The organism is Streptomyces sp. NPDC041205 (genome assembly GCF_055591765.1).
Window position 1 is genome coordinate 14,339 of record NZ_JBVIZH010000011.1, and the last position, 17,970, is coordinate 32,308.

The 17,970-nt window shown below is 71.2% G+C and carries 16 protein-coding genes; 6 read left to right on the forward strand and 10 right to left on the reverse strand.

The annotated features are described in order from the left end of the window. The first annotated feature begins 77 nt into the window (after positions 1 to 77). The gene (locus ACZ6BG_RS33630) at positions 78 to 302 is read left to right on the forward strand and encodes an MbtH family protein (RefSeq protein ID WP_190118303.1); all 225 of its coding nucleotides are present in this window, start codon (positions 78 to 80) and stop codon (positions 300 to 302) included. 199 nt (positions 303 to 501) lie between these two features. On the opposite strand, the gene ACZ6BG_RS33635 is transcribed toward ACZ6BG_RS33630, so the two are convergent. Beyond that, positions 502 to 1,812 (reverse strand): lysine N(6)-hydroxylase/L-ornithine N(5)-oxygenase family protein, encoded by a 1,311-nt coding sequence (locus ACZ6BG_RS33635; protein WP_469008538.1) that lies wholly within the window; start codon positions 1,810 to 1,812, stop codon positions 502 to 504. 393 nt (positions 1,813 to 2,205) lie between these two features. On the opposite strand from ACZ6BG_RS33635, the gene ACZ6BG_RS33640 reads away from it, so the two are divergent. Continuing rightward, positions 2,206 to 2,850 (forward strand): FMN-binding negative transcriptional regulator, encoded by a 645-nt coding sequence (locus ACZ6BG_RS33640; protein WP_468461866.1) that lies wholly within the window; start codon positions 2,206 to 2,208, stop codon positions 2,848 to 2,850. A gap of 301 nt (positions 2,851 to 3,151) precedes the next feature. On the opposite strand, the gene ACZ6BG_RS33645 is transcribed toward ACZ6BG_RS33640, so the two are convergent. Then, positions 3,152 to 3,760, reverse strand: coding sequence for an LmbU family transcriptional regulator (locus ACZ6BG_RS33645; protein WP_468461868.1), 609 nt, complete (start codon positions 3,758 to 3,760; stop codon positions 3,152 to 3,154). A gap of 1,477 nt (positions 3,761 to 5,237) precedes the next feature. Here ACZ6BG_RS33645 and ACZ6BG_RS33650 point away from each other — a divergent pair. Beyond that, complete coding sequence (locus tag ACZ6BG_RS33650; RefSeq protein WP_469008541.1) at positions 5,238 to 6,428, forward strand: IS701 family transposase; 1,191 nt, start codon at positions 5,238 to 5,240, stop codon at positions 6,426 to 6,428. Between the two features lie 323 nt (positions 6,429 to 6,751). Here ACZ6BG_RS33650 and ACZ6BG_RS33655 read toward each other — a convergent pair whose 3' ends face one another. Then, positions 6,752 to 7,315 (reverse strand): hypothetical protein, encoded by a 564-nt coding sequence (locus ACZ6BG_RS33655; protein WP_469008543.1) that lies wholly within the window; start codon positions 7,313 to 7,315, stop codon positions 6,752 to 6,754. A 249-nt stretch (positions 7,316 to 7,564) separates the two neighbouring features. On the opposite strand from ACZ6BG_RS33655, the gene ACZ6BG_RS33660 reads away from it, so the two are divergent. From ACZ6BG_RS33660 to ACZ6BG_RS33670, 3 genes are all read left to right on the forward strand, one after another. Continuing rightward, positions 7,565 to 7,990, forward strand: a complete 426-nt coding sequence (locus ACZ6BG_RS33660) for a nuclear transport factor 2 family protein (RefSeq protein ID WP_469008545.1) — start codon at positions 7,565 to 7,567, stop codon at positions 7,988 to 7,990. A 25-nt stretch (positions 7,991 to 8,015) separates the two neighbouring features. Further along, positions 8,016 to 8,339, forward strand: a complete 324-nt coding sequence (locus ACZ6BG_RS33665; RefSeq protein WP_469008548.1) for a nuclear transport factor 2 family protein — start codon at positions 8,016 to 8,018, stop codon at positions 8,337 to 8,339. Positions 8,340 to 8,486: 147 nt separating this feature from the next. Further along, complete coding sequence (locus ACZ6BG_RS33670; RefSeq protein WP_469008550.1) at positions 8,487 to 11,777, forward strand: AfsR/SARP family transcriptional regulator; 3,291 nt, start codon at positions 8,487 to 8,489, stop codon at positions 11,775 to 11,777. Here ACZ6BG_RS33670 and ACZ6BG_RS33675 read toward each other — a convergent pair. The 7 genes from ACZ6BG_RS33675 to ACZ6BG_RS33705 all read right to left on the reverse strand — a co-directional run bounded on the left by ACZ6BG_RS33675 (position 11,749) and on the right by ACZ6BG_RS33705 (position 17,952). After that, the gene (locus ACZ6BG_RS33675) at positions 11,749 to 12,066 is read right to left on the reverse strand and encodes an AzlD domain-containing protein (RefSeq protein ID WP_030357079.1); all 318 of its coding nucleotides are present in this window, start codon (positions 12,064 to 12,066) and stop codon (positions 11,749 to 11,751) included. The two genes, ACZ6BG_RS33670 and ACZ6BG_RS33675, sit on opposite strands and share 29 nt — an antisense overlap. A gap of 64 nt (positions 12,067 to 12,130) precedes the next feature. Then, on the reverse strand, positions 12,131 to 12,835 hold the full coding sequence (locus tag ACZ6BG_RS33680; RefSeq protein WP_469008552.1) for an AzlC family ABC transporter permease: 705 nt from the start codon (positions 12,833 to 12,835) through the stop codon (positions 12,131 to 12,133). After that, positions 12,832 to 13,773: a branched-chain amino acid transaminase gene (locus ACZ6BG_RS33685; protein WP_469008554.1), complete on the reverse strand. Its 942-nt coding sequence runs from the start codon at positions 13,771 to 13,773 to the stop codon at positions 12,832 to 12,834. The genes ACZ6BG_RS33680 and ACZ6BG_RS33685 overlap by 4 nt, the downstream gene beginning before the upstream one ends. Further along, positions 13,770 to 14,219 (reverse strand): nuclear transport factor 2 family protein, encoded by a 450-nt coding sequence (locus ACZ6BG_RS33690; protein WP_469008556.1) that lies wholly within the window; start codon positions 14,217 to 14,219, stop codon positions 13,770 to 13,772. The genes ACZ6BG_RS33685 and ACZ6BG_RS33690 overlap by 4 nt, the downstream gene beginning before the upstream one ends. 58 nt (positions 14,220 to 14,277) lie before the next feature. Beyond that, a complete protein-coding gene (locus ACZ6BG_RS33695) occupies positions 14,278 to 15,552 on the reverse strand; it encodes a DUF6421 family protein (RefSeq protein WP_469008558.1) in 1,275 nt (424 codons plus the stop codon). Further along, positions 15,549 to 16,265: a type 2 periplasmic-binding domain-containing protein gene (locus ACZ6BG_RS33700; RefSeq protein WP_469008560.1), complete on the reverse strand. Its 717-nt coding sequence runs from the start codon at positions 16,263 to 16,265 to the stop codon at positions 15,549 to 15,551. The genes ACZ6BG_RS33695 and ACZ6BG_RS33700 overlap by 4 nt, the downstream gene beginning before the upstream one ends. Positions 16,266 to 16,620: 355 nt before the next feature. Further along, positions 16,621 to 17,952: a M1 family metallopeptidase gene (locus tag ACZ6BG_RS33705; RefSeq protein WP_469008562.1), complete on the reverse strand. Its 1,332-nt coding sequence runs from the start codon at positions 17,950 to 17,952 to the stop codon at positions 16,621 to 16,623. Positions 17,953 to 17,970 lie beyond the last annotated feature (18 nt).

Genomic DNA, 17,970 nt, shown 5'->3' on the forward strand with positions numbered 1-17,970 from the left:
TGGACTGTGTCCGCCGGCACCTGGAACGAACGGCTTCCGCAGGGAAGCCATCGTGTACGGCTTGAAATGGAGTGGACATGAGCAGCAACCCGTTCGACGACGCGGATGGCCAGTTCTACGTCTTGGTGAACGACGAGGAGCAGCACTCCCTGTGGCCGTCGTTCACCGAGGTCCCCGCCGGCTGGCGGGTGGCGTTCGGCGAGGCCGGCCGCCAGGAGTGCCTGGACTACGTGGAGCAGAACTGGACCGACCTGCGGCCCAAGAGCCTGCGCGACGCGATGGCCGCCGACCAGGCCGCGTAAGGCCGTGCGGCGGGCGCGCTCCTGAGCGACGCCGAGAAGCCGTGAAGGGGCGGGCCCCGGTGCTTCCCAGCACCGGGGCCCGCCCCTTCACGCGTACACGGCCCCGTGCCCCCGGCCACACGCTCGGCCCGCTCGGCCCATCCGCGCATGCGAACGGCCCGTCGGTGGGGGCCGACGGGCCGTCCGGAACAGGGGTGGCTCAGACCTTCTCGCCGACGCCGCGTCGCTCGACGATCGAGTCGGCGATCTCACCGCTGCGCACGGCGATGTTCGACAGCAGGGACGACGTCAGACCGTGCGTGTGCTCGGTGCCGCCCTGGAGGTAGATGCCACAGGACAGGTCGCCGGTGGTGACGACGCGGTAGTCGCGCTCCACCTGGTGGCGGCCCTCCTCGTCGCGCAGGCAGAAGCCGTCGAGGTCGCCGAGCAGGCGGGTGGCGTCCATCGTGGCGTAGCCGGTCGCGAAGACGAGCGCGTCGACGTCCATCTCCTGCTCGGTCTCGCCGTCCAGGAGCGAGTGCAGGACGACACGCGTGTCGTTGCCGGAGCGCTTCACTTCCTTGACCCGCGTGAGGTTCAGGAAGTGCAGCCGCTGCGCGCCCGCGACCTCCTCCTCGTAGGAGCGGCGGAACAGCTCCCGGATGACGTCGTCGTCGACGACGGAGTAGTTGGTGTTCTTGTGGTACCGCCAGAACGCGTCCCGCGTCTTCTCGGTGCCGAAGTAGTAGTGGTCGACGGCGGTGGGGTCGAAGACCTGGTTGGCGAAGGGCGTGTCGTCCGCGACGGAGTAGCCGTAGCTCGGCAGGATCGCCGAGACCTGGGCCTGCGGCAGCATGTCGTGCAGGTACTTGGTGATCTCGGCGGCGCTCTGGCCGGCGCCGACGACCGCGACGTTCTTCAGCTCCTCGGGATTCATCTGGCCGTACTTCGCCAGAAACTCCGAGCTGTGCCACACCCGCTCGTCGCGCTCCATGCCGTCGGGCATGCGCGGCACGAGGCCGGTGGAGACGGTGATGTTGCGGGCCTTCACCACACGCGTCGCGCCGCCGACGATGTCGCGGACGACGACTTCGAGGACCTGGTCGTCGGCGGTGGACTCCGCCGCCAGGCGGATCTCGGTGACCTCGGAGTTGTACGAGACGCGGTCGCGGAAGCTCGCCTCCGCCCACTCCAGGTACTGGTGGAACTCCTGGCGGGTCGGGAAGAAGTCCTGGTTGTTCACGAACTGGACCAGGCGGCCCGAGTCGTGGAGGTAGGACACGAAGCTGTAGCGCGACAGCGGATTGCGGAAGGTCGCCAGGTCCTTCAGGAACGAGATCTGCATCGTCGCCTGCGGAAGCAGCATGTTGCGGTGCCACCCGAAAGCGGCCTGCCGCTCGAAGAACGCAGCTGTGATCGGCTGCTCCGAGGAATTTGACTCGTGTTCCTCCAGGGCGATGGCGAGGGACAGGTTGGACGGGCCGAACCCGATCCCAACGATGTCGTATATCTCGTTTTCACGCGTACCCATAGATATTCTCCCGCTGATGTAGCTTCGACTGGGACTTCCGCAGCTGCGACGACGGCATTGCGGTTATCCAAGAGGACCTTGGTCGGAAATGCTGCGGTCGGAAATGCTGCCAACTCTCGTCTGACGTGCGGCTGATGGTCTCGAACATCTCGACCGGTGGTCCGGGAGACACGCATTAAGTATTGCGCTGGAGAACACCGCCACGCCAACTTAGAGGGGCCGGACGGACCTTTCAAGAGTCCCCGGCCGCACCGTCTGCCGGGCACCGCTGTCCTGCCGACAGGACAGCCATGTCGGCTCGTCCATAATTTTGGTTGTGCCTCTCAAAGCGCTGGTAGCGTCGGCGACTTGGCACCATACCGTGAGTGAGATTAGCGAAAGGGTGAACTCCGGATGTTCGTTCCCAGTCAGTACCGCCAGCCGGACAGTTCGTGGATGCTGGATCTGATCCGCGGCAATCCGTTGGCGCTCTTTGTGAGCAACGGCAGTCCTGAAGCGGGACCGTTCGCCACGCATCTGCCGGTGATTCAGGATCCGGAGTGGACCGGCGAATGGTCGGACGACCTCTCGGGCGGCCGACTGCTCGGACACATGAACCGGGCGAACCCGCATTGGAAGGCGCTCGAGTCGGGCAGCGTGAATCTCCTGACGTTCACCGGGCCGCACGGCTATGTGTCGCCGACGGTCTATCAGGTGACCCCGGCCGCGCCGACGTGGAACTTCACCTCGGTACACGTCCACGGTGTCGTCGAGAAGATCGAGGGCATCGAGAACACCCTGGAGGTGGTGAAGTCCACCGTGCGCACCTACGAGGGCGCCTTCGGCGACGGCTGGGACATGTCGGAATCACTCGACTATTTCCGGAAGATCGTGCCCGCCGTCGGCGCGTTCCGCATCAAGGTGACGGGCGCCGAGGGCATGTTCAAGCTCAGCCAGGAGCAGCCGGACGAGGTCCAGGACCGCGTACGGGACTCCTTCGGCGGTCGTGAGTGCACCCGCCACCAGGCGACGGCTCAGCTCATGAGCAAGCTGCCGTAGCCCTTCCGCGCTCCAGCCAGTACTTCTTCACCAGCCATAGATTCCGCACAGCCGTTCCGCTGCCGCGGACCGTTCGACGGGCCCCACACACCCTTCTCGCTCACGGGACTTCGGGGCCCGCCGTTCAGTCCGCGGCAGCGGCTCGGCGTATCCGCGCCGACACGTGCCGACGCGCAGGAGCCCGCACTCCCTCTCCGGAGTACGGGTCCTGCGCGTCGTATATGCGTCCGCCGAGGTCAACTGCCCTGATCTCGGCGGACGTTGGCCATGTCACGCGTTGCCATGCATGGCGCCCCGTACCTCAGGCGCTGATTCCGGCCTGCTCCCGCTGGGCCGCCTCGTCCTCGACGAGCGCACGCTCGGCGGCGTTGTCGAGCGTCGCGAGCACCCACTGCTCGAAGTCGATGCCGGACTGCTCCGCGGCCTTGTGCCACCACTGGAGCCTGCTGCCGGGAACGGCGAGCCGCCGCATCGTCTCGGGCGTCTGGGTTCCGTCGCGCGCCTCGTCCTCACGGGCGACGCGGATGGCGCTGCGCAGCTGCTTGGTCGTCCACTGCATCTGCTCGGCCCGGTCGAGCCACAGCTCCTGCTCGTCGATCGGCAGCGAGGCGAGCTCCGCGTGGTGCTGGAAGCTCAGCGCCGCGCGTCGTCGGCTGAAGTCGAAGCGCCGTGACACCCACGCGTAGTTGCGCAGGGTCTGGTACTGCAGCCCGGCGGCGCGAATGCCGCGCTGGTAGCGGTCGGTGTAGTGGTCCTTGCCGTATACCAGCCAGTCCCCGAGCCACCAGGAAGAGGAGTTGACGATTCCGGAGAGCTGGCGGCCGGCCCGCTCCCAGTCCTCGAAGGTCAGCCCGGCCGGCATCTGCAGGCCCACCTTCGTCGTCAGCACCTGGCCACGACGCTCGTCCACTCCTGCTCTTCGCTGCCGCGGCACCGCGCTCGCGTTTCGGCGGAAGAGCACAACCTTCGAATCCTCGAGGTCGCTGACCTGGTTCGTCATCATGCCTCCATGTGAAAGAACATCGAACGAACGCGGGCACGACGGTCCGCGTCCGAACAGGAAAATGCCATGCGGGTATGGCAGCCGTGTCCTGACCCGGAACGGGTCGGAAGCCTTCGCGCGTCGCGAGGCACAGGCTGGCCAATCAATCACAGCCGATCGGCCGGATGAGGGCTCTCGCAAGCCACTCGCCGAGTCGGGTGGTCAGAGTTCCGTCGACTCATTGCTGGATCCGTCGGCGTGGCACGTGCGTGCACGCCGTCGGGCCGCCCTCACCGCTCGAGGGGGCCGCCGGCACAGAGCACAGGCAGGTCCGGCCGTTCGGCGCATCCTTCAGGACTGCGCGGAAGGCATTCAGTCGGCATGTGTGTGGATTCGTACATCAACTACTCGCCCCGTTCAACTACTCGCCCCGTTCGCCTCGACCACGACCCCCGCGCCCTCCGGCCGACCGACGTGTCCCCCATCGGTACCGATGACCCGGTTTCGCAGTGGTCTCTTCCAAAGGCCTACCCGAGTAGAACCCGACACCTGTTGGAGATTCAAGGAAGAGGCAGTCGCTCGTCGCGACTTTTCGAAGTTCGAACAAGATAGCCCAGCATCGCTATGCCTGTCCTGGTGTGACGCAGCTCTCTCAGGACTCAGACAGCGGGGGCTTTAGCGATCAACTTCCGCCACTAGCGGCAGGAATTGAGCCAACTGTAGCGCGAAGCGAAACAGTTGCAGACGAGAAGGGGGCGTACAGAAGGCGGGGGTCCTTCGTTGAGTTAGCGAGCCGGATTCGGGGCAAACGGTGATGGTCCGTCACCATTGGCGCCTATTAGCCGAATCCCAGGGCCGCTAGTGAACCCTAGCATTTTCCATACGGACTCTTAACACGAGTATCAGCCACGCTCCCGCCGATGTGGCCGAAGAGCACTCCCTGTGGCAAGTCGCCTTCCGGCTATGCGGAGTTCGGCCCACCGGGAGAGAGCGGAGGTGCGCGCGGAGAGTCGCGGCGCGAGCGGAAGAGACGACCGGGCGCGACGGGCACCACGGGGACGCCCGGGGAACCGGGGTGGAGCGGCCCTCGGAATGGCACGCTCCAGAGCACTGGGGGCCCGGAAGCCGGAATTCCTGATCCTCTTCGCGGAAACAGTCCGACCGTTGGCGCCGCCTCGACGACCGAACCGGAGAGGAGGAGTCCGCCCCCGCGGCCCGCGCGAACATGGTGTGTGAACCCGGTTTGCTGCCGTGGTTGCCACATCAGTCACGCCCGCAGCAAGATGGTGCGACACGCTCTCGGATCCTAGACTCGACGCTCGGCAGCTGCCGCTCAGGGACGTCCGGGAGGGATCGCAGCATGGTTGTGCCCTGCGCATTGCCCACATCGACTCCGGGCAGCGAGGTGCCCGAAACCCAGCTCGCGTCACCTTTCAGCGACTTCACCGACCAGGTCTTCCAGAATCTGCGCCGTGCCGATCAGCGCAGGTGGGCGGGGGCCTATTTGGCGGGGCTGCTCATCACTCCCGGGAAGAAATCCGTACGCCGTCTCGCCGGAGCCGTCTCGGCGTCCCCCACCGCGGTGCAGTCCCTGCGCCAGTTCGTGAGCCTGAGTCCCTGGGACTGGGACCCCGTCATGGAGGAGCTCACCCGCTGGGCCGAGAAGCACGGCCGCGTCTCCACCTGGGCGATCGGCCGCGCGGTCCTGCCCAAGCGCGGCGACCGGTCCGTGGGCGTGCACCGCTACTTCGACCCGGTCTCCGGCCGCACCCTCAACTGCCAGCTGGGGCTCGGCGCCTTCCTCGGCATCGACGCCCTGCACGTCCCGGTCGACTGGCGGCTGCTGCTCCCGGCGCCCTGGACCGAGGACACCCAACTGCGCCGGCGCGCACGCATACCCGAGGGCGTATGCCACCGCCCGCTGTGGGCCCAGGCCCTGGACCTGGTCGACACCCTGGAGGCCCGTACCGCGCCCACCTCCGCGCCGGTCGTCGCCGATATGAGCGACGACCCCGACGTGGCGCTCTTCCTGCGCGGACTCAGCCAGCGGGCCCGGGACTTCGTGGTCGCCGTGCCCCAGCACCTGAAGGTCCTGCCCGTCGGCGACCGGACGCCCGGCGCACCGGAGCCGGTGAGCGCGCGGGGGCATGTCGCCTCGGGGAACACCGACTCCGTCCTCGTCACCGCGCCCGACGGCCGCCGGCAGCACACCCGCGTCCGGTCCGTGCTCGTGCGGCTGCCCGGGGCGAGGCCGGGTGCGACGCCTGAATATCCCTATCGACTATTCACGGAAGTGCTACCGGAAAGTCGCCCGGGATCCATGTGGCTCACCAGCCTGGCGCATCAGCCACTCGACAACGTTGCCTCGCTCGCCACCCATCGGAGCCGGACCACCACGGCGGTGGCGGGCATGGAACGCCACTTCGGCCTCCTGGACTTCGAGGGCCGTTCCTTTCCGGGCTGGTATCACCACATGACGCTGGTTTCCGCGGCCTACACGTATCAGCGACTCACGCACCGGCCCGTTCCGCGACACCTGCCGTGCTGTCCCGCACCTCTCCCCCGAAACCATCAGCAACGGCTGCACTTGGTCTGACTACAGCACCGGATTGACTCATATTCAGGATGCGTCCGGCATATTCACGAGCGCCTCACGACAGTTGCGTGGCATTTGCGTGTTAGCTACAACGAACTCGATTGCCTTGTCCCGTAAGCGAATTGAAGCAATTGACTGTGAGTCAGCCGCGCATTCCGCTTCCACCGGGCGCGGCTCGCCTAGAATTGCGGCGCTCAGTCTCCGGCGTGCGCGCCGGAAGGGTGCGGCCCTGGAGACCGCCGGGGGAGGTCGGTCTCCAGGGCCGCGGGATCGGTACCGGCGTGCGGCAGCATGCCGGCCCGAAGTCTGTGGCCGCGGTGCGGCTAGTTCACCCAGCCCGTGTAGCGCTGGGAGCTTCCCGGTGCGGCGCGCGGCACGCGCTGCTCCGCGCGGCGGCCGCGCTCGTCGAACTCCAGCATCGCGGAGACCGCGCGAACCAGCCACGCGTTGACGGACAGCCGCTCGCGCCCAGCAGCCTCCTCGATCCGGGTCTTGAGGTGCTCGGGCGGTCGGAAGTTGATGCGGGAAGTCGCACCTTCCTCCCCGTTCACCGTCACTGGCGCCAGTGACACCAGTAATGGCGCCACACCGGGGTGCGGGTGGTCGAAGTCGTGGTCGACCTCGTCGTGGAACGACTGGTCCTGCGGGGGCAGCGTCACGACGAACGTCGGGTCCAGACCCCGCAGGCGTATCTCGACTGAACCAGGGGCCAGGTCGCGGGTGATCTCGTCCGCGGCGGCCGACAGCGCGTCAAGAAGCGTCAGACGGACAGCGGAAGCCAGCGGCGCGACGAGGCGTTCGGCGAGTTCTCGCGTCTCCTCGTCGCCCGCCTCCACTGCGACCGAGAGCTCCTGGCGCAGGTTGTCGACGTACCGCGTGAGTTCCATGGCGCCATCGTCGCACCACTATGGCGCCACGCGCAAGCTTTCGAGGCATCACTCTTGCGACTCTTTGGCACCGCGTGCTGCCGCCGGGCCCGGACGGCTGTTTCCAGTCAGACCCCGCCGCTCCCGACCGGCCGCGCCGCAGCGCCAACCCGTGGCGGGAATGAGGCGTGTGACTTACGCTCGCCGCCCCAGGCGCACCACACTGGACCTCCACACCCAAGGGCCGGTACGCGACGAGGAGTTGGTGAGATGTCCACGCAGTCCCCCGCGGGATCCGACCGGGCGACCAGGGAAGTGATCGACGCCTATCTGGGCCGGCTCGCGGAGCGGGACCTGGACGGCGCGGTGCGGCTGTTCTCCGAGTCGGCGGAGTGGGTCGCGCCGGGCTCGCCGGACGTGCCGTGGTCGGGGAACCGGACCGGGCGGGCGGGGGTCACGGAGTTCTTCACCACCCTGCACGCGTATCTGCAGCCCGAGGAGTTCACCGTCACGCACATCGTCGTCGACGGCGAGCAGGGCGTGATCCTCGGCCACCTGCGCGACACCGTCAAGGCCACCGGCGCCCCGCTCACCACGCCCTTCGCCGCCCATCTCACGGTGGTCGGCGGCGAGGTCACGCGCTACCACCTGTTCGAGGACACCTACGCACTGCACCGCGCCGCGACCGGCGGCTGACCGACCCGCGAGAGAGGCACGCCAGATGACCCCCCATGACCGCATGCCGTCCCATCCGGTGGTGAGCGCCTTCGTGGACGCGGTCAACGCCCAGGACCCGGAGGCCCTTTGGACCGTGCTCGCCGCGGACGCCACCGTGATCGACGTGGGAACCGAACGCGACCTCGGCGCGTGGGTGGAACGTGAGCTGTTCTCGTCCCACGCCCGGATGGAGGTGGTGCGGGAGTCGCCCGACGGTCTGTCGGTCACGGCCCGCTTCCACAACGACATCTGGGGCGACATCGACACCGCGTGGGAGTTCTCGGTGTCCGAGGGCGTCATCCGGCGGTTCGTCGCCGGACCCGCCTGAGCGGTCGGCCCGGCGGGAGACCGGGCGGGCCGTCGAACAGATCACGACCAGGCCGTCCCACCGGTCCATGGCCGGTCCGCCGAGCGGGCCGCGGAGCGGCGGGACGCCGACGACGCGCAGGGAAGCCGAGGGAATCGAGGCAATGGCGTGAGCCGCACCCCCGGGCCCGAGGTGGAGCAGGCACCGAAGGAGTCGGTGCGGATCCGCCTGCTTGGCCCGGTGAGCGTGGAGGTCCGAGGTCGTCACGTCGGCCTCGGACCCCAGCAGCGCGCGCTCCTCGCGGCCCTCGCCCTCGCCCGCGGCCACCCCGTCAGCACGTCCCGGCTCGCCGAACTCCTGTGGGAGGGCGAGGCGCCGGACGGCGCGGTGAGCGCCCTGCGCACGCACGTCCTGCATCTGCGCCGCATCCTGGAGCCGGGGCGGCGGGCCACCTCCGGGTTCGAGGTCCTGGTCAGCGCGGGAGCCCGCAGCAACACCAGCTACACCCTCCAGGTGTCCGACGAGCAGGTCGACGCCCTGCGCTTCGTCCACCTCACCGACCAGGCCCGCAAGGCCGCCGCCGACGGCGACGCCGGCGCCGTGGTCGCGCTGCTCGACGAGGCCCTGTCCCTGTGGACCGGACCGGCCCTCGAAGGCGTCAGCGACCGCAGCTTCGCGCTCGCCGAGGCCGAACGCCTGCAGGAGCTGCGGCTCGTGGCCCGCGAGGACCGCATCGACGCGCTGATCGAGCTGGGCCACTACGAGCAGTCGGTGGCCGAACTGACCACGCTCGTCAGTGAGTTCCCGCTGCGGGAGCGGCTGCGCTGCCAGCTGATGCTGGCGCTGCACCGCTCCGGCCGGCAGGCGGAGGCCCTCGCCTCGTACCGCGACTTCTACCACCTGCTCGACGCGGAGGTGGGCATCGAGCCCGGCCGCCCGCTGAAGGAACTCCATCAGCGCGTCCTCTCTGGCGATCCCGCCCTCGCCCCCGTCGGCGCCCCCCTCGCCCCGGCTCCGCCCCCCGCCCGGCCGGTGCCGCGTCAGCTCCCGCCCGACGTCGCCAGTTTCACCGGCCGCTCGGACTATCTGCGCCAGCTCGACACGCTCCTCGCCCAGCACGACGCGGGCCCGGGGCAGACGCTGGTGATCTCCTCCGTGTCGGGCATGGCGGGCGTCGGCAAGACCACCCTCGCGCTGCACTGGATGCACCGGGTGGCCGACCGCTTCCCCGACGGACAGCTGTACGCGAATCTGCGCGGCCACGCCCAGGAGGGGCCGACGACGGCCGACGAGGCGCTGGGGCAACTGCTTCGGGCGCTCGGGGTCGGCACCGGGCATCTGCCGGAGAGCACCGACGAGAAGGCGGCGTTGTACCGCTCGCTGCTCGCGGGCCGGCGCATGCTGATCCTCCTCGACGACGCGGCCGGGCTCGCGCAGGTGCGCCCGCTGCTGCCCGGCTCGCCGACCTGCTTCGTCGTCGTCACCAGCCGCAACGACCTGCGGGGCCTGACCGCCTTCCACGACGCCCACCGGGTGAGCCTGAGCGTCTTCGGCGAGGAGGAGGCCCTCGCCCTGCTCTCCCGCGTCATCGGCGCGGACCGGGTGCGGCACGAGCCGGAGGCCGCCGCCGAGGCCGTCCGGCTGTGCGGACTGCTTCCGCTGGCCGTGCGGATCGTCGCGGCCCATCTGATCGGCGACCGGCATCCGCCGATCGAGGAGGTCGTGCGGCGGCTGCGCGGCGGCGACCGGCTGCGGGAGCTGACCCTGGACCAGGAGGAGCACACCGGCGTACGCGGTGTGCTCGCCCTGTCGTACCGGTCGCTGCCCGCCGCCGAGCGGGAGCTCCTGCGGCTGCTCGCGCTCGCCCCGGGGCCCGGGATCTCCGCCCCGGCCGCCGCCGCCCTCGCCGGGACCGACCTGCCCGCCACCGCCCGGCTCCTGGACCAGCTGGTCGCCCGCAGCCTGCTGGAGAGCCACCAGCCGGGCCACTTCCAACTGCACGCCCTCGTCGGCCTGTTCGCCCAGGAGCGGGCCCGGGCCGAGGACAGCCCCGTCGCCCGCGAGCGCGCCGTCGGCCGCCTGCTCACCTGGTATCTGGCCACCGCCGAGCAGGCCGCCCACCTGCTGTACGGCACCTTCTACTCCTGGTACGCGGCCGACCCACCGGAGCCCGACGGCTCCCCCACGGCGCCGCTGGCCTTCACCTCCACCGCCGAGGCACTGGCGTGGCTCGACGACGAGCGGACCGTGCTGCTCGCCTGCACCCGGCACGCCGTCCGCCACGGGCCGCGCTCCTTCGCCTGGAAGGCGGCGCTCGCCCTGCACGGGCACCTCATGGAGCACGGACGCCGCACGGACTGGCTGCGGGCCGCGCACGCCGGGCTGCGGGCCGCCGAGGCCGCGCACGACGACCACGCGCGGGCGGTGATGCACTGGAGCATGTGCTACGTGCTGTGGGAACTGGCCCGGCACGACGAGGCGCTGTGGCACAGCGCCCACGCGGAGACCCTGTTCGCGCGGAGCGGGCGGCCCGTGGAGACCGCGGGGGCGGTGCTCGGGCTCGCCGCCTCGCACCGCGAGCGCGGCGCCCTCGACCAGGCCGCCCGCGACGCCGAGCGGGCCCTGACCCTCTATGCCGCGGGCGGGCAGCCCGCCGGGGAGGCCTGGGCGCTGTGCCTGCTCGGCTTCGTCCGCCTCGACCAGGGCCGACTCGCCGCCGCCCACCGGCACTTCAGCACGGGCCGGGCACGCGCCGAGGCGTCGCGGGACCAGCACACGGTGATGCTGTCCTTGTGGGGGCTCGGCGCCGTCGAGCACGCGCTCGGCGCGGCGGACGAGGCGCAGCGCCTGCTCACCCGGGCGCTCGCCGCGGACGGCAGACTGCTGTTCACCTACGCGGCGGAGGGCGCCCTCAACGCCCTCGCGGTGGCGTGCCGGGACGCCGGGGATCCACGGCTCGCCCTCAAGTACGCCGTCGACGCGCTCGGCGTCACGCACCGCACCCATCGGCGGCTCGTGGAGCCGGAGGCCCTCACCACCATCGGCACGGTGCTGCTGCGCCTCGACGACGCGCCGGGTGCTCTCGACCACCACGGCCGCGCCCTGGAGGCGGCGCGCGCGGCGGGCTGCCGCCGGGCCGAGGCCGGGGCGCTCGTGGGCCTCGCGGCCGTGCACCGGCACCTGGGCGAGTACGGCGAGGCGCTCGCGTGCACCCGGCGGGCTCTCGCCACGGCCCGGCAGGCCGGGCTGCGGCTCGTCGAGGCCGAGGCGCGGGCGGAGCTGGCGCTTGTGCATCTGGCGCTCGGTCAGCACGCCCGGGCGGCGCGGGCCGTGGAGCGCTCCCTGCGGCTCTGCCGGGCCGCCGGGCACCGGCCGGGCCTCGCCCGCGCCCTGGAGGTGGCGGCCGCCGTGCGGCGCGCGGACCCCGGCCTCAGCTCAGCGCCCGTACCCCCGCCGTGACCGCGGCGGCCACCAGGATCACCAGCGGTACGGGGGCCTTGAGCCGCCAGGCGACCAGGGCCCCGGCGAAGCCGGCGAGCCGGGCGTCGAAGGTCATGCCGTGCGCGCCCGCCGCGCCCACGAGCTGGGTGACGACGAGGACGGCGAGGAGCGCGGGCGTCAGGTACTCGACGAACCGCGGGAACCACGCGGGCAGTTCGCGATCACCCATCACCAGGGAGCCCGCGCCCTTGATGAGGAAGGTGGTCGCCACCAGGGCGCCGACGACGATCCACGGGTCGCTGCTCATCGGGCCCTCCTGAGCGCGCGGCCGGGGCTCGGCCGCTCGGGGCGGACGGTGGTGCGGGTCCGGGTCATCGGGACCGCCACGTCCACACGACGGCGACGACGCAGGCCACGGCGATGGCGGTGTCGGGTACGGCGACGGCGGTGAGGACCGCGGCACAGGCCGCGGCGGTGGCGGCCGCCGTCCGTTTGGGCGCGGTGCCGAGGTGCGGTGCGAGCAGCAGGAAGAACAGGACGGGCGAGACGGCGTCCAGGCCGTAGGTGAGGATGTCCACGGCCTTGAACGGGCCGATCGCGCCCAGCAGGGTGCCGAGGACCCAGCCGAGCCACAGCACCACCCCGGAGGACAGCAGGCGCACCCGGTCGAAGCGGCCGTCCGCGTCGCTGGCGATGGCCCAGGACTCCTCGATGACGAGCTGGGACTCGACCGCGCGGCGGGCCCGGCCGCCGCGCAGCGCGGGCAGGATGGCGAAGCCCATCACCAGGTAGCGCAGGTTCAGCAGGGTCCCGGCGACGGCCGCCGCGGCCCAGCCGCCGCCGTTGACGATCACCGAGACGGCGGCGAACTGCGAGGAACCGACGAACACCAGGCCGGACATGGAGGTCGCGGCGAGCGCGCCGAAGCCCGCGCCCTTGGCGAGGACGCCGAAGGAGATCCCGAAGGCGAAGATCGCGACGGTGAACGGCACGGCGGCCCTGGCCCCCGTGGTCCAGGCCGCGCGCCGCCCGTCCGCCGGAACCGGACGGACGGGTTCGGCCCCGCGATCCGTCATCCGCGCTCGCTCACCGCGGGGGCGGGGTGGCCGGGCGCCGGGCACCCCTCCTCGCCCCGCACGATCCGTCCGTACGCCGCCGCGAGCGCCGCCCCGACCGGGCCGAGGGGGAACCGCAGGGCGTCGACGGCGGTGACGGGCTGGACCTCGTACGCCGTGCCGGTGAGGAACACCTCGGTGGCGCGGGTCAGTTCGGAGGGGGGCAGGTGGCGTTCGACGACGGAGAGTCCCCGGTCGCGGGCGATGTCGATGACGGTACGGCGGGTGATGCCGTCCAGGACGCACTCCGGGGGCGGGGTGTGCAGTTCCCCCGCGATCACCAGGAACAGGTTGGCGCCGGTGGCCTCGGCGAGGCGGCCGCGGTGGTCGAGGAGCAGCGCGTCGTCGTGGCCCGCCGCCTCGGCCTCCTGTCCGGCGAGGGCGCCGAGGGCGTAGAGGGCGGCAGTCTTGGCGCTGACGGGCGCGGTGTCGGGGGCGGGGCGGCGCCAGCTCGAGGTGCGCAGGCGGATGCCGCGGGGTCCTTCGGTGAAGATCCGCGGCCAGGGCCAGGCGGCGATGGCGACGTGCACGCGGCTGTCCGGCGCGACCAGGCGCAGGGTGTCGCTGCCGCGCCAGGCGACGGGGCGTACGTAGCCGTCGGTGAGGCCCGCGAGGGCGACGGTCTCGGCGGTGGCGGCCGCGAGCTCCGGGACGGACCAGGGCAGTTCGAAGCCCATCGTGCGGGCCGACGCGGCGAGCCGGGCGGTGTGCTCGTGGAGTTTGAAGACGCGGCCGCCGTAGGCCCGTTCGCCCTCGAAGACGCTGCCGCCGTAGTGCAGTCCGTGGCTGAGCACATGCAGGCGGGCCTCGCGCCAGGGCACGAACGCGCCGTCGCACCAGATGGCGCCGTCCCGGTCGTCGAGGGGCGGCGTGGCGGGCGCGGGGGCGGCCCGGGTCATGTGGCGAAGCCCCGCTCGGCGTAGGGGAAGCCTTCGAGTTCGTTGACGGCGACGGTGTCGTCGCGGCGGGAGGCGTAGTAGATGCGGACCTCGTCGATGAGTCCGGCGTCGTCGAAGCGGTAGACCTCCGCGCCGCGCAGCACCTTGCCCAGGCGGGGCTTGAAGGCGGTCCACTCGCAGACGGCGGTGCGGCTGTGCTCGTCGGCGTACACGGCGTCGACGGCCCAGTGGGAGTCGTTGGCCCGCACGTCGGCGCCCCAGCGCTCCACGATGGGGTCGATGCCGGGGACGGGCCCGGACATCCCGTGGGCGAGGTAGTGCACGACCCGCTCGGACACGCACTGGGCGAACAGGTCGCGGTCGACCTTGTTGCACGCCTCGAAGTACTGCCGCACCGCGGCTTCCATCGCGGCCCGGTCCAGCGTGGCCCGCTCACGGCTTCCCATGGCTGCTCCGCCCTCTCGTCAGTGTTCGTTCATCCGGATACGGCCCGCCGCGCACCGCTCACATCTCCCCCGGTGCGAACCGCAGCGGCGGCAGGGACGTGAGGTGCTCCCGTGCCCGCAGCAGCGTCCGCTGGTCGCCGGTGAAGGCGTAGCGGTCGCCGTCCGCGCCTTCGCGCAGCTGGGTGCGTACGAGCTCCTTGGCCGCGGCCCGGTACTCCGCCGGGGTGCCGACGGACGCTTCCATGTCCTCGACCGCGTCGACCAGTTCCCGCAGCCCGGTGAGGGCCCGGTCGGGGTCCAGGCACAGCCGGCCGTCGCGGTCGGCGGTGAGCGCGCGGCGGGCGCGCAGCCAGGAGTAGAGGAACACGCCGGTGCCCGCGTCGAAGTTGCGGACGGCGTGGGCGTCGAGGGGGTAACGGAACACGCGCTCCAGCAGGACCATGGCGATCTGCTCGTCGGCATAGGGGACGGCGGGGTCCGTGTGGCAGGCAAGGACGGTCTTCGCGTCGACCTTCAGCTCTTCGAGGAGGCCGATGAACCAGTTCATCTTGAGTTTCACGTGCCGGTCGAGCGGCCAACGGCCCTGGTGGTGGAAGTAGTCGTGGAGATATCCCCACACGGCGCGGGCCTGGTAACACACTTCGGGGTCGAGTCCGGCCGAGTCCTGGGGCACGGATTCGGCGGTGAGCACGGACTGCGCGGACGGCAGGGCGAACGTCTCGTGAATCCGGCGGAATTTGTTGAAGAAGAAGATCGCGTAATTCTGGTCGGTGACTTTGTCGTGGGCGGCGACATTCTCGGGGAAGAAGACGATGCAGTTGCCCTGGGCGAACCCCGCGCTGCCCGCGAGCAGGACGGTGGCCTGGCAGTTGTTCTTGGGGTGCGGATAGTGGACGGCGAGTTCGGGCAGCCCGTCGGGTTCCTTGCGGCGGACGAGGAAGAACTCCAGGCGCCGGCCGACCGGCGGGGCGCTGTTGGTGGTCTGGACGGGGGCGAGGAACGCCGCCCAGTCGCCGTCGGCGGGGGCGGTGAGGGCGTCGCGGCTGCGGGCGAAGTGCGGCGGCTCGTCCAGTCCGGCGGCCAGCCACTCGTCGATGTCGGCGGCGAGCGCGTCGGCCTGGGCCGCGCGGCCGTGCCCGGCGAACCAACGGACGGCCTCGTCCTTGATGGCGAGCAGTCGGCGGCGGTCGTCGCAGCCGGGGGCGGGGACGGTGCCGTCGTCGCGCTGGCGGGTTCGGAAGTCGTCGATCCGGGGCAGCAGCCCGTGGCCGAGGCGGGTGGCCTCGTCGAGCAGGTCGTCCCGGAGGCGGTACGCGGCGCGTGTGCCGGTCATCGGCCAGACTCCCGGACGGACTCCCGGACGTGGCGGGCGGGCTCCCCGAGGGGGCGGGCGGGCTCCCGCAAGGGGCGGGCCGGTTCCCGCACGTGGTGGACGGTGAAGACCATCGGCACCTCCCCGAAGCTGCGCACGACCCGCAGGCCGTGGGCCCGCGCGGCGACGACGGTGGTGACGCAGGCGTCGGCGAGGCCGTCGGCGCAGTCGATGGCGGCCTGGGCGTTGCTGGTCACCAGCCGCCGTGCGCCGCCGTCCGGTACGAGCCCGGCCGGGGCGGGGTGGGTGGCCACGGTGCGGGGCTCGGCGCGCGCTTCGGGCGGGGCGGCGAGCACCATCTCGTGGGTGGGCCACAGGAAGCAGTCGACCATGCGGCAGGCGTGCAGGTTGCCGAAGACGAGGGTGTGCAGGTCGGGGTAGACGGCGCAGGCGAGCAGCGCGTGTTCGCCGGTCCTCGGCACGCTCTCCATGGCCTGTTCGAGGGAGGTGTGCAGGACGACCTGCCCGTCGTCGGCGCGCCCGCGCCTCTGGAGCCACACGTGGGCGGCGGTCTCCAGGTTGGTGCCGGTGGGGCCGAGGGTGTGCAGGCAGCGGATCTCATCGATCGCCGATGACGGCGCCCATGGCTCCGGGGACTCCGGGGACATCGGTGCCCCCGCCATCGGCCGGGGCACCGACTCGGGCTCCGTCCACGGCAGAGAAGCGACGCTCAATTGTTCCCCCGTCATCATTTCCACTCCCTCTTGAATTTCTCCCGAAATTCTCCGGTCGTGATGGGGCAACGCCCGGAACGTGCGCCACCGGTTCAGCTTCGCGTCGGCGATCCTAGGCGGCCGTACCTCGCCCCGGCCAGGGCGTCCCAGGCCCACGGGACCGATTCCCGTACTCTGGCCAATTCGGCCCGCCCGGCGTTACGAAATCCCGCCGACAAATCCCATCGGGCCGGGCGAAAATTACGCCGCTTTCATCGCCGCGGCCCCGGTTTCGCCGTACGCATCACGTCACGGCGACCGCAATGCGGCGCCCCTTGTCCTGGACGGCCCCCTGGACGGCGCCACCCGGCGGTGCTCAGGCGACGGCGGTGGGCAGCTCAGGCAGCCGCGTCTCGTACAGCCAGGCCTGGAACAGCTCGTCCACCGGGCCGTGCGCGTACCGCTCGACGTGGGCGGTGAACGTCTGCGTGCTGACCACGCCGTGCCGGTGGACCGTGGCCCACTCGCGCAGCATCCGGAAGAACGCGTCGTCGCCGAGTGCGCAGCGCACGGCGTGCACGGCGAGGCCCCCGCGTTCGTAGAGCCGGTCGTCGAACATCAGCTTGCGGCCGGGGTCGGCCAGCTTGAGGTCCTGCGGCTGCCCGGCGAGCAGCCGGTGGGCGGCGGCGGCGAGCTCCTGGGCTGTGCGCCCGCCGGAGCGCTCCGACCAGAGCCATTCCGCGTACTTGGCGAGGCCCTCGTTGAGCCAGATGTGCCGCCAGTCGGCGATGGTGACGCTGTTGCCGAACCACTGGTGGGCGAGTTCGTGCGCCACCAGACGCTCCGCGCCCCGGGCGCCGTCCACGTGGTTGACACCGAACAGCGAGAGGCCCTGCGCCTCGACGGGCACGTCGAGTTCCTCGTCGGCCACGACGACGGCGTACTCGGCGAAGGGGTAGGGCCCGAAGAGCTCCTCGAAGAGCGCCATCATCTGCGGCTGGCGCGCGAAGTCCCGGGAGAACTCGGCGAGGAGGTGCGCAGGGAAGTGCCCGGTCTGCGGCACCCCGCTGAGCCCGGGGTCGCCGAGGAGCACCGTCTGGTACTTGCCGATGGAGAGGCCGACCAGATAGCTGGGGGTGGGCGCGGGCTGTTCGTAGAGCCAGGTGGTGGTGGAGGCCTTGGTGGTGCGGGTGAGCAGCCGGCCGCCGATCACCACCTGGTAGGCGGAGGGGGTGGTGATCGAGATCTGGTACGCGGCCTTGTCGGCGGTCCGGTCGTTGCACGGGTACCAGGACGGCGCCCCGACGGGCTGGCTCGCGACCAGCGCGCCGTCGGTCAGCTCCTCCCAGCCGAGCCCGCCCCAGGGGCTGTTGACCGGCTTGGGGTTGCCCGAGTAGTGCACGTCGACGGTGAACGCGGACCCGGCGGGCAGCGCCTTCGCCGGGCGCACCCGCAGCTTGCCGCCGCGGTGCGAGTAGTGGGCGGCGCGGCCGTCGACGCGGACGCGGCCGATGCGGAAGTCGCCGAGGTTCAGCTGGAACTCGGTCAGCGGTGCCCGGCCCGCTATGGCGCTGAGCCGGGCCGCGCCCGCGAGCCGGTTCGGTGCGGGCCGGTAGTCGAGCTCCAGCTCGTAGCGGTGCACCCGGTAGCGGGAGTCACCGTTGCCCGGGAAGTAGGGGTCCGGTGCTGTCTTCTGCTGCCCGCTCACGCCTGGTCCGCTCCCTGC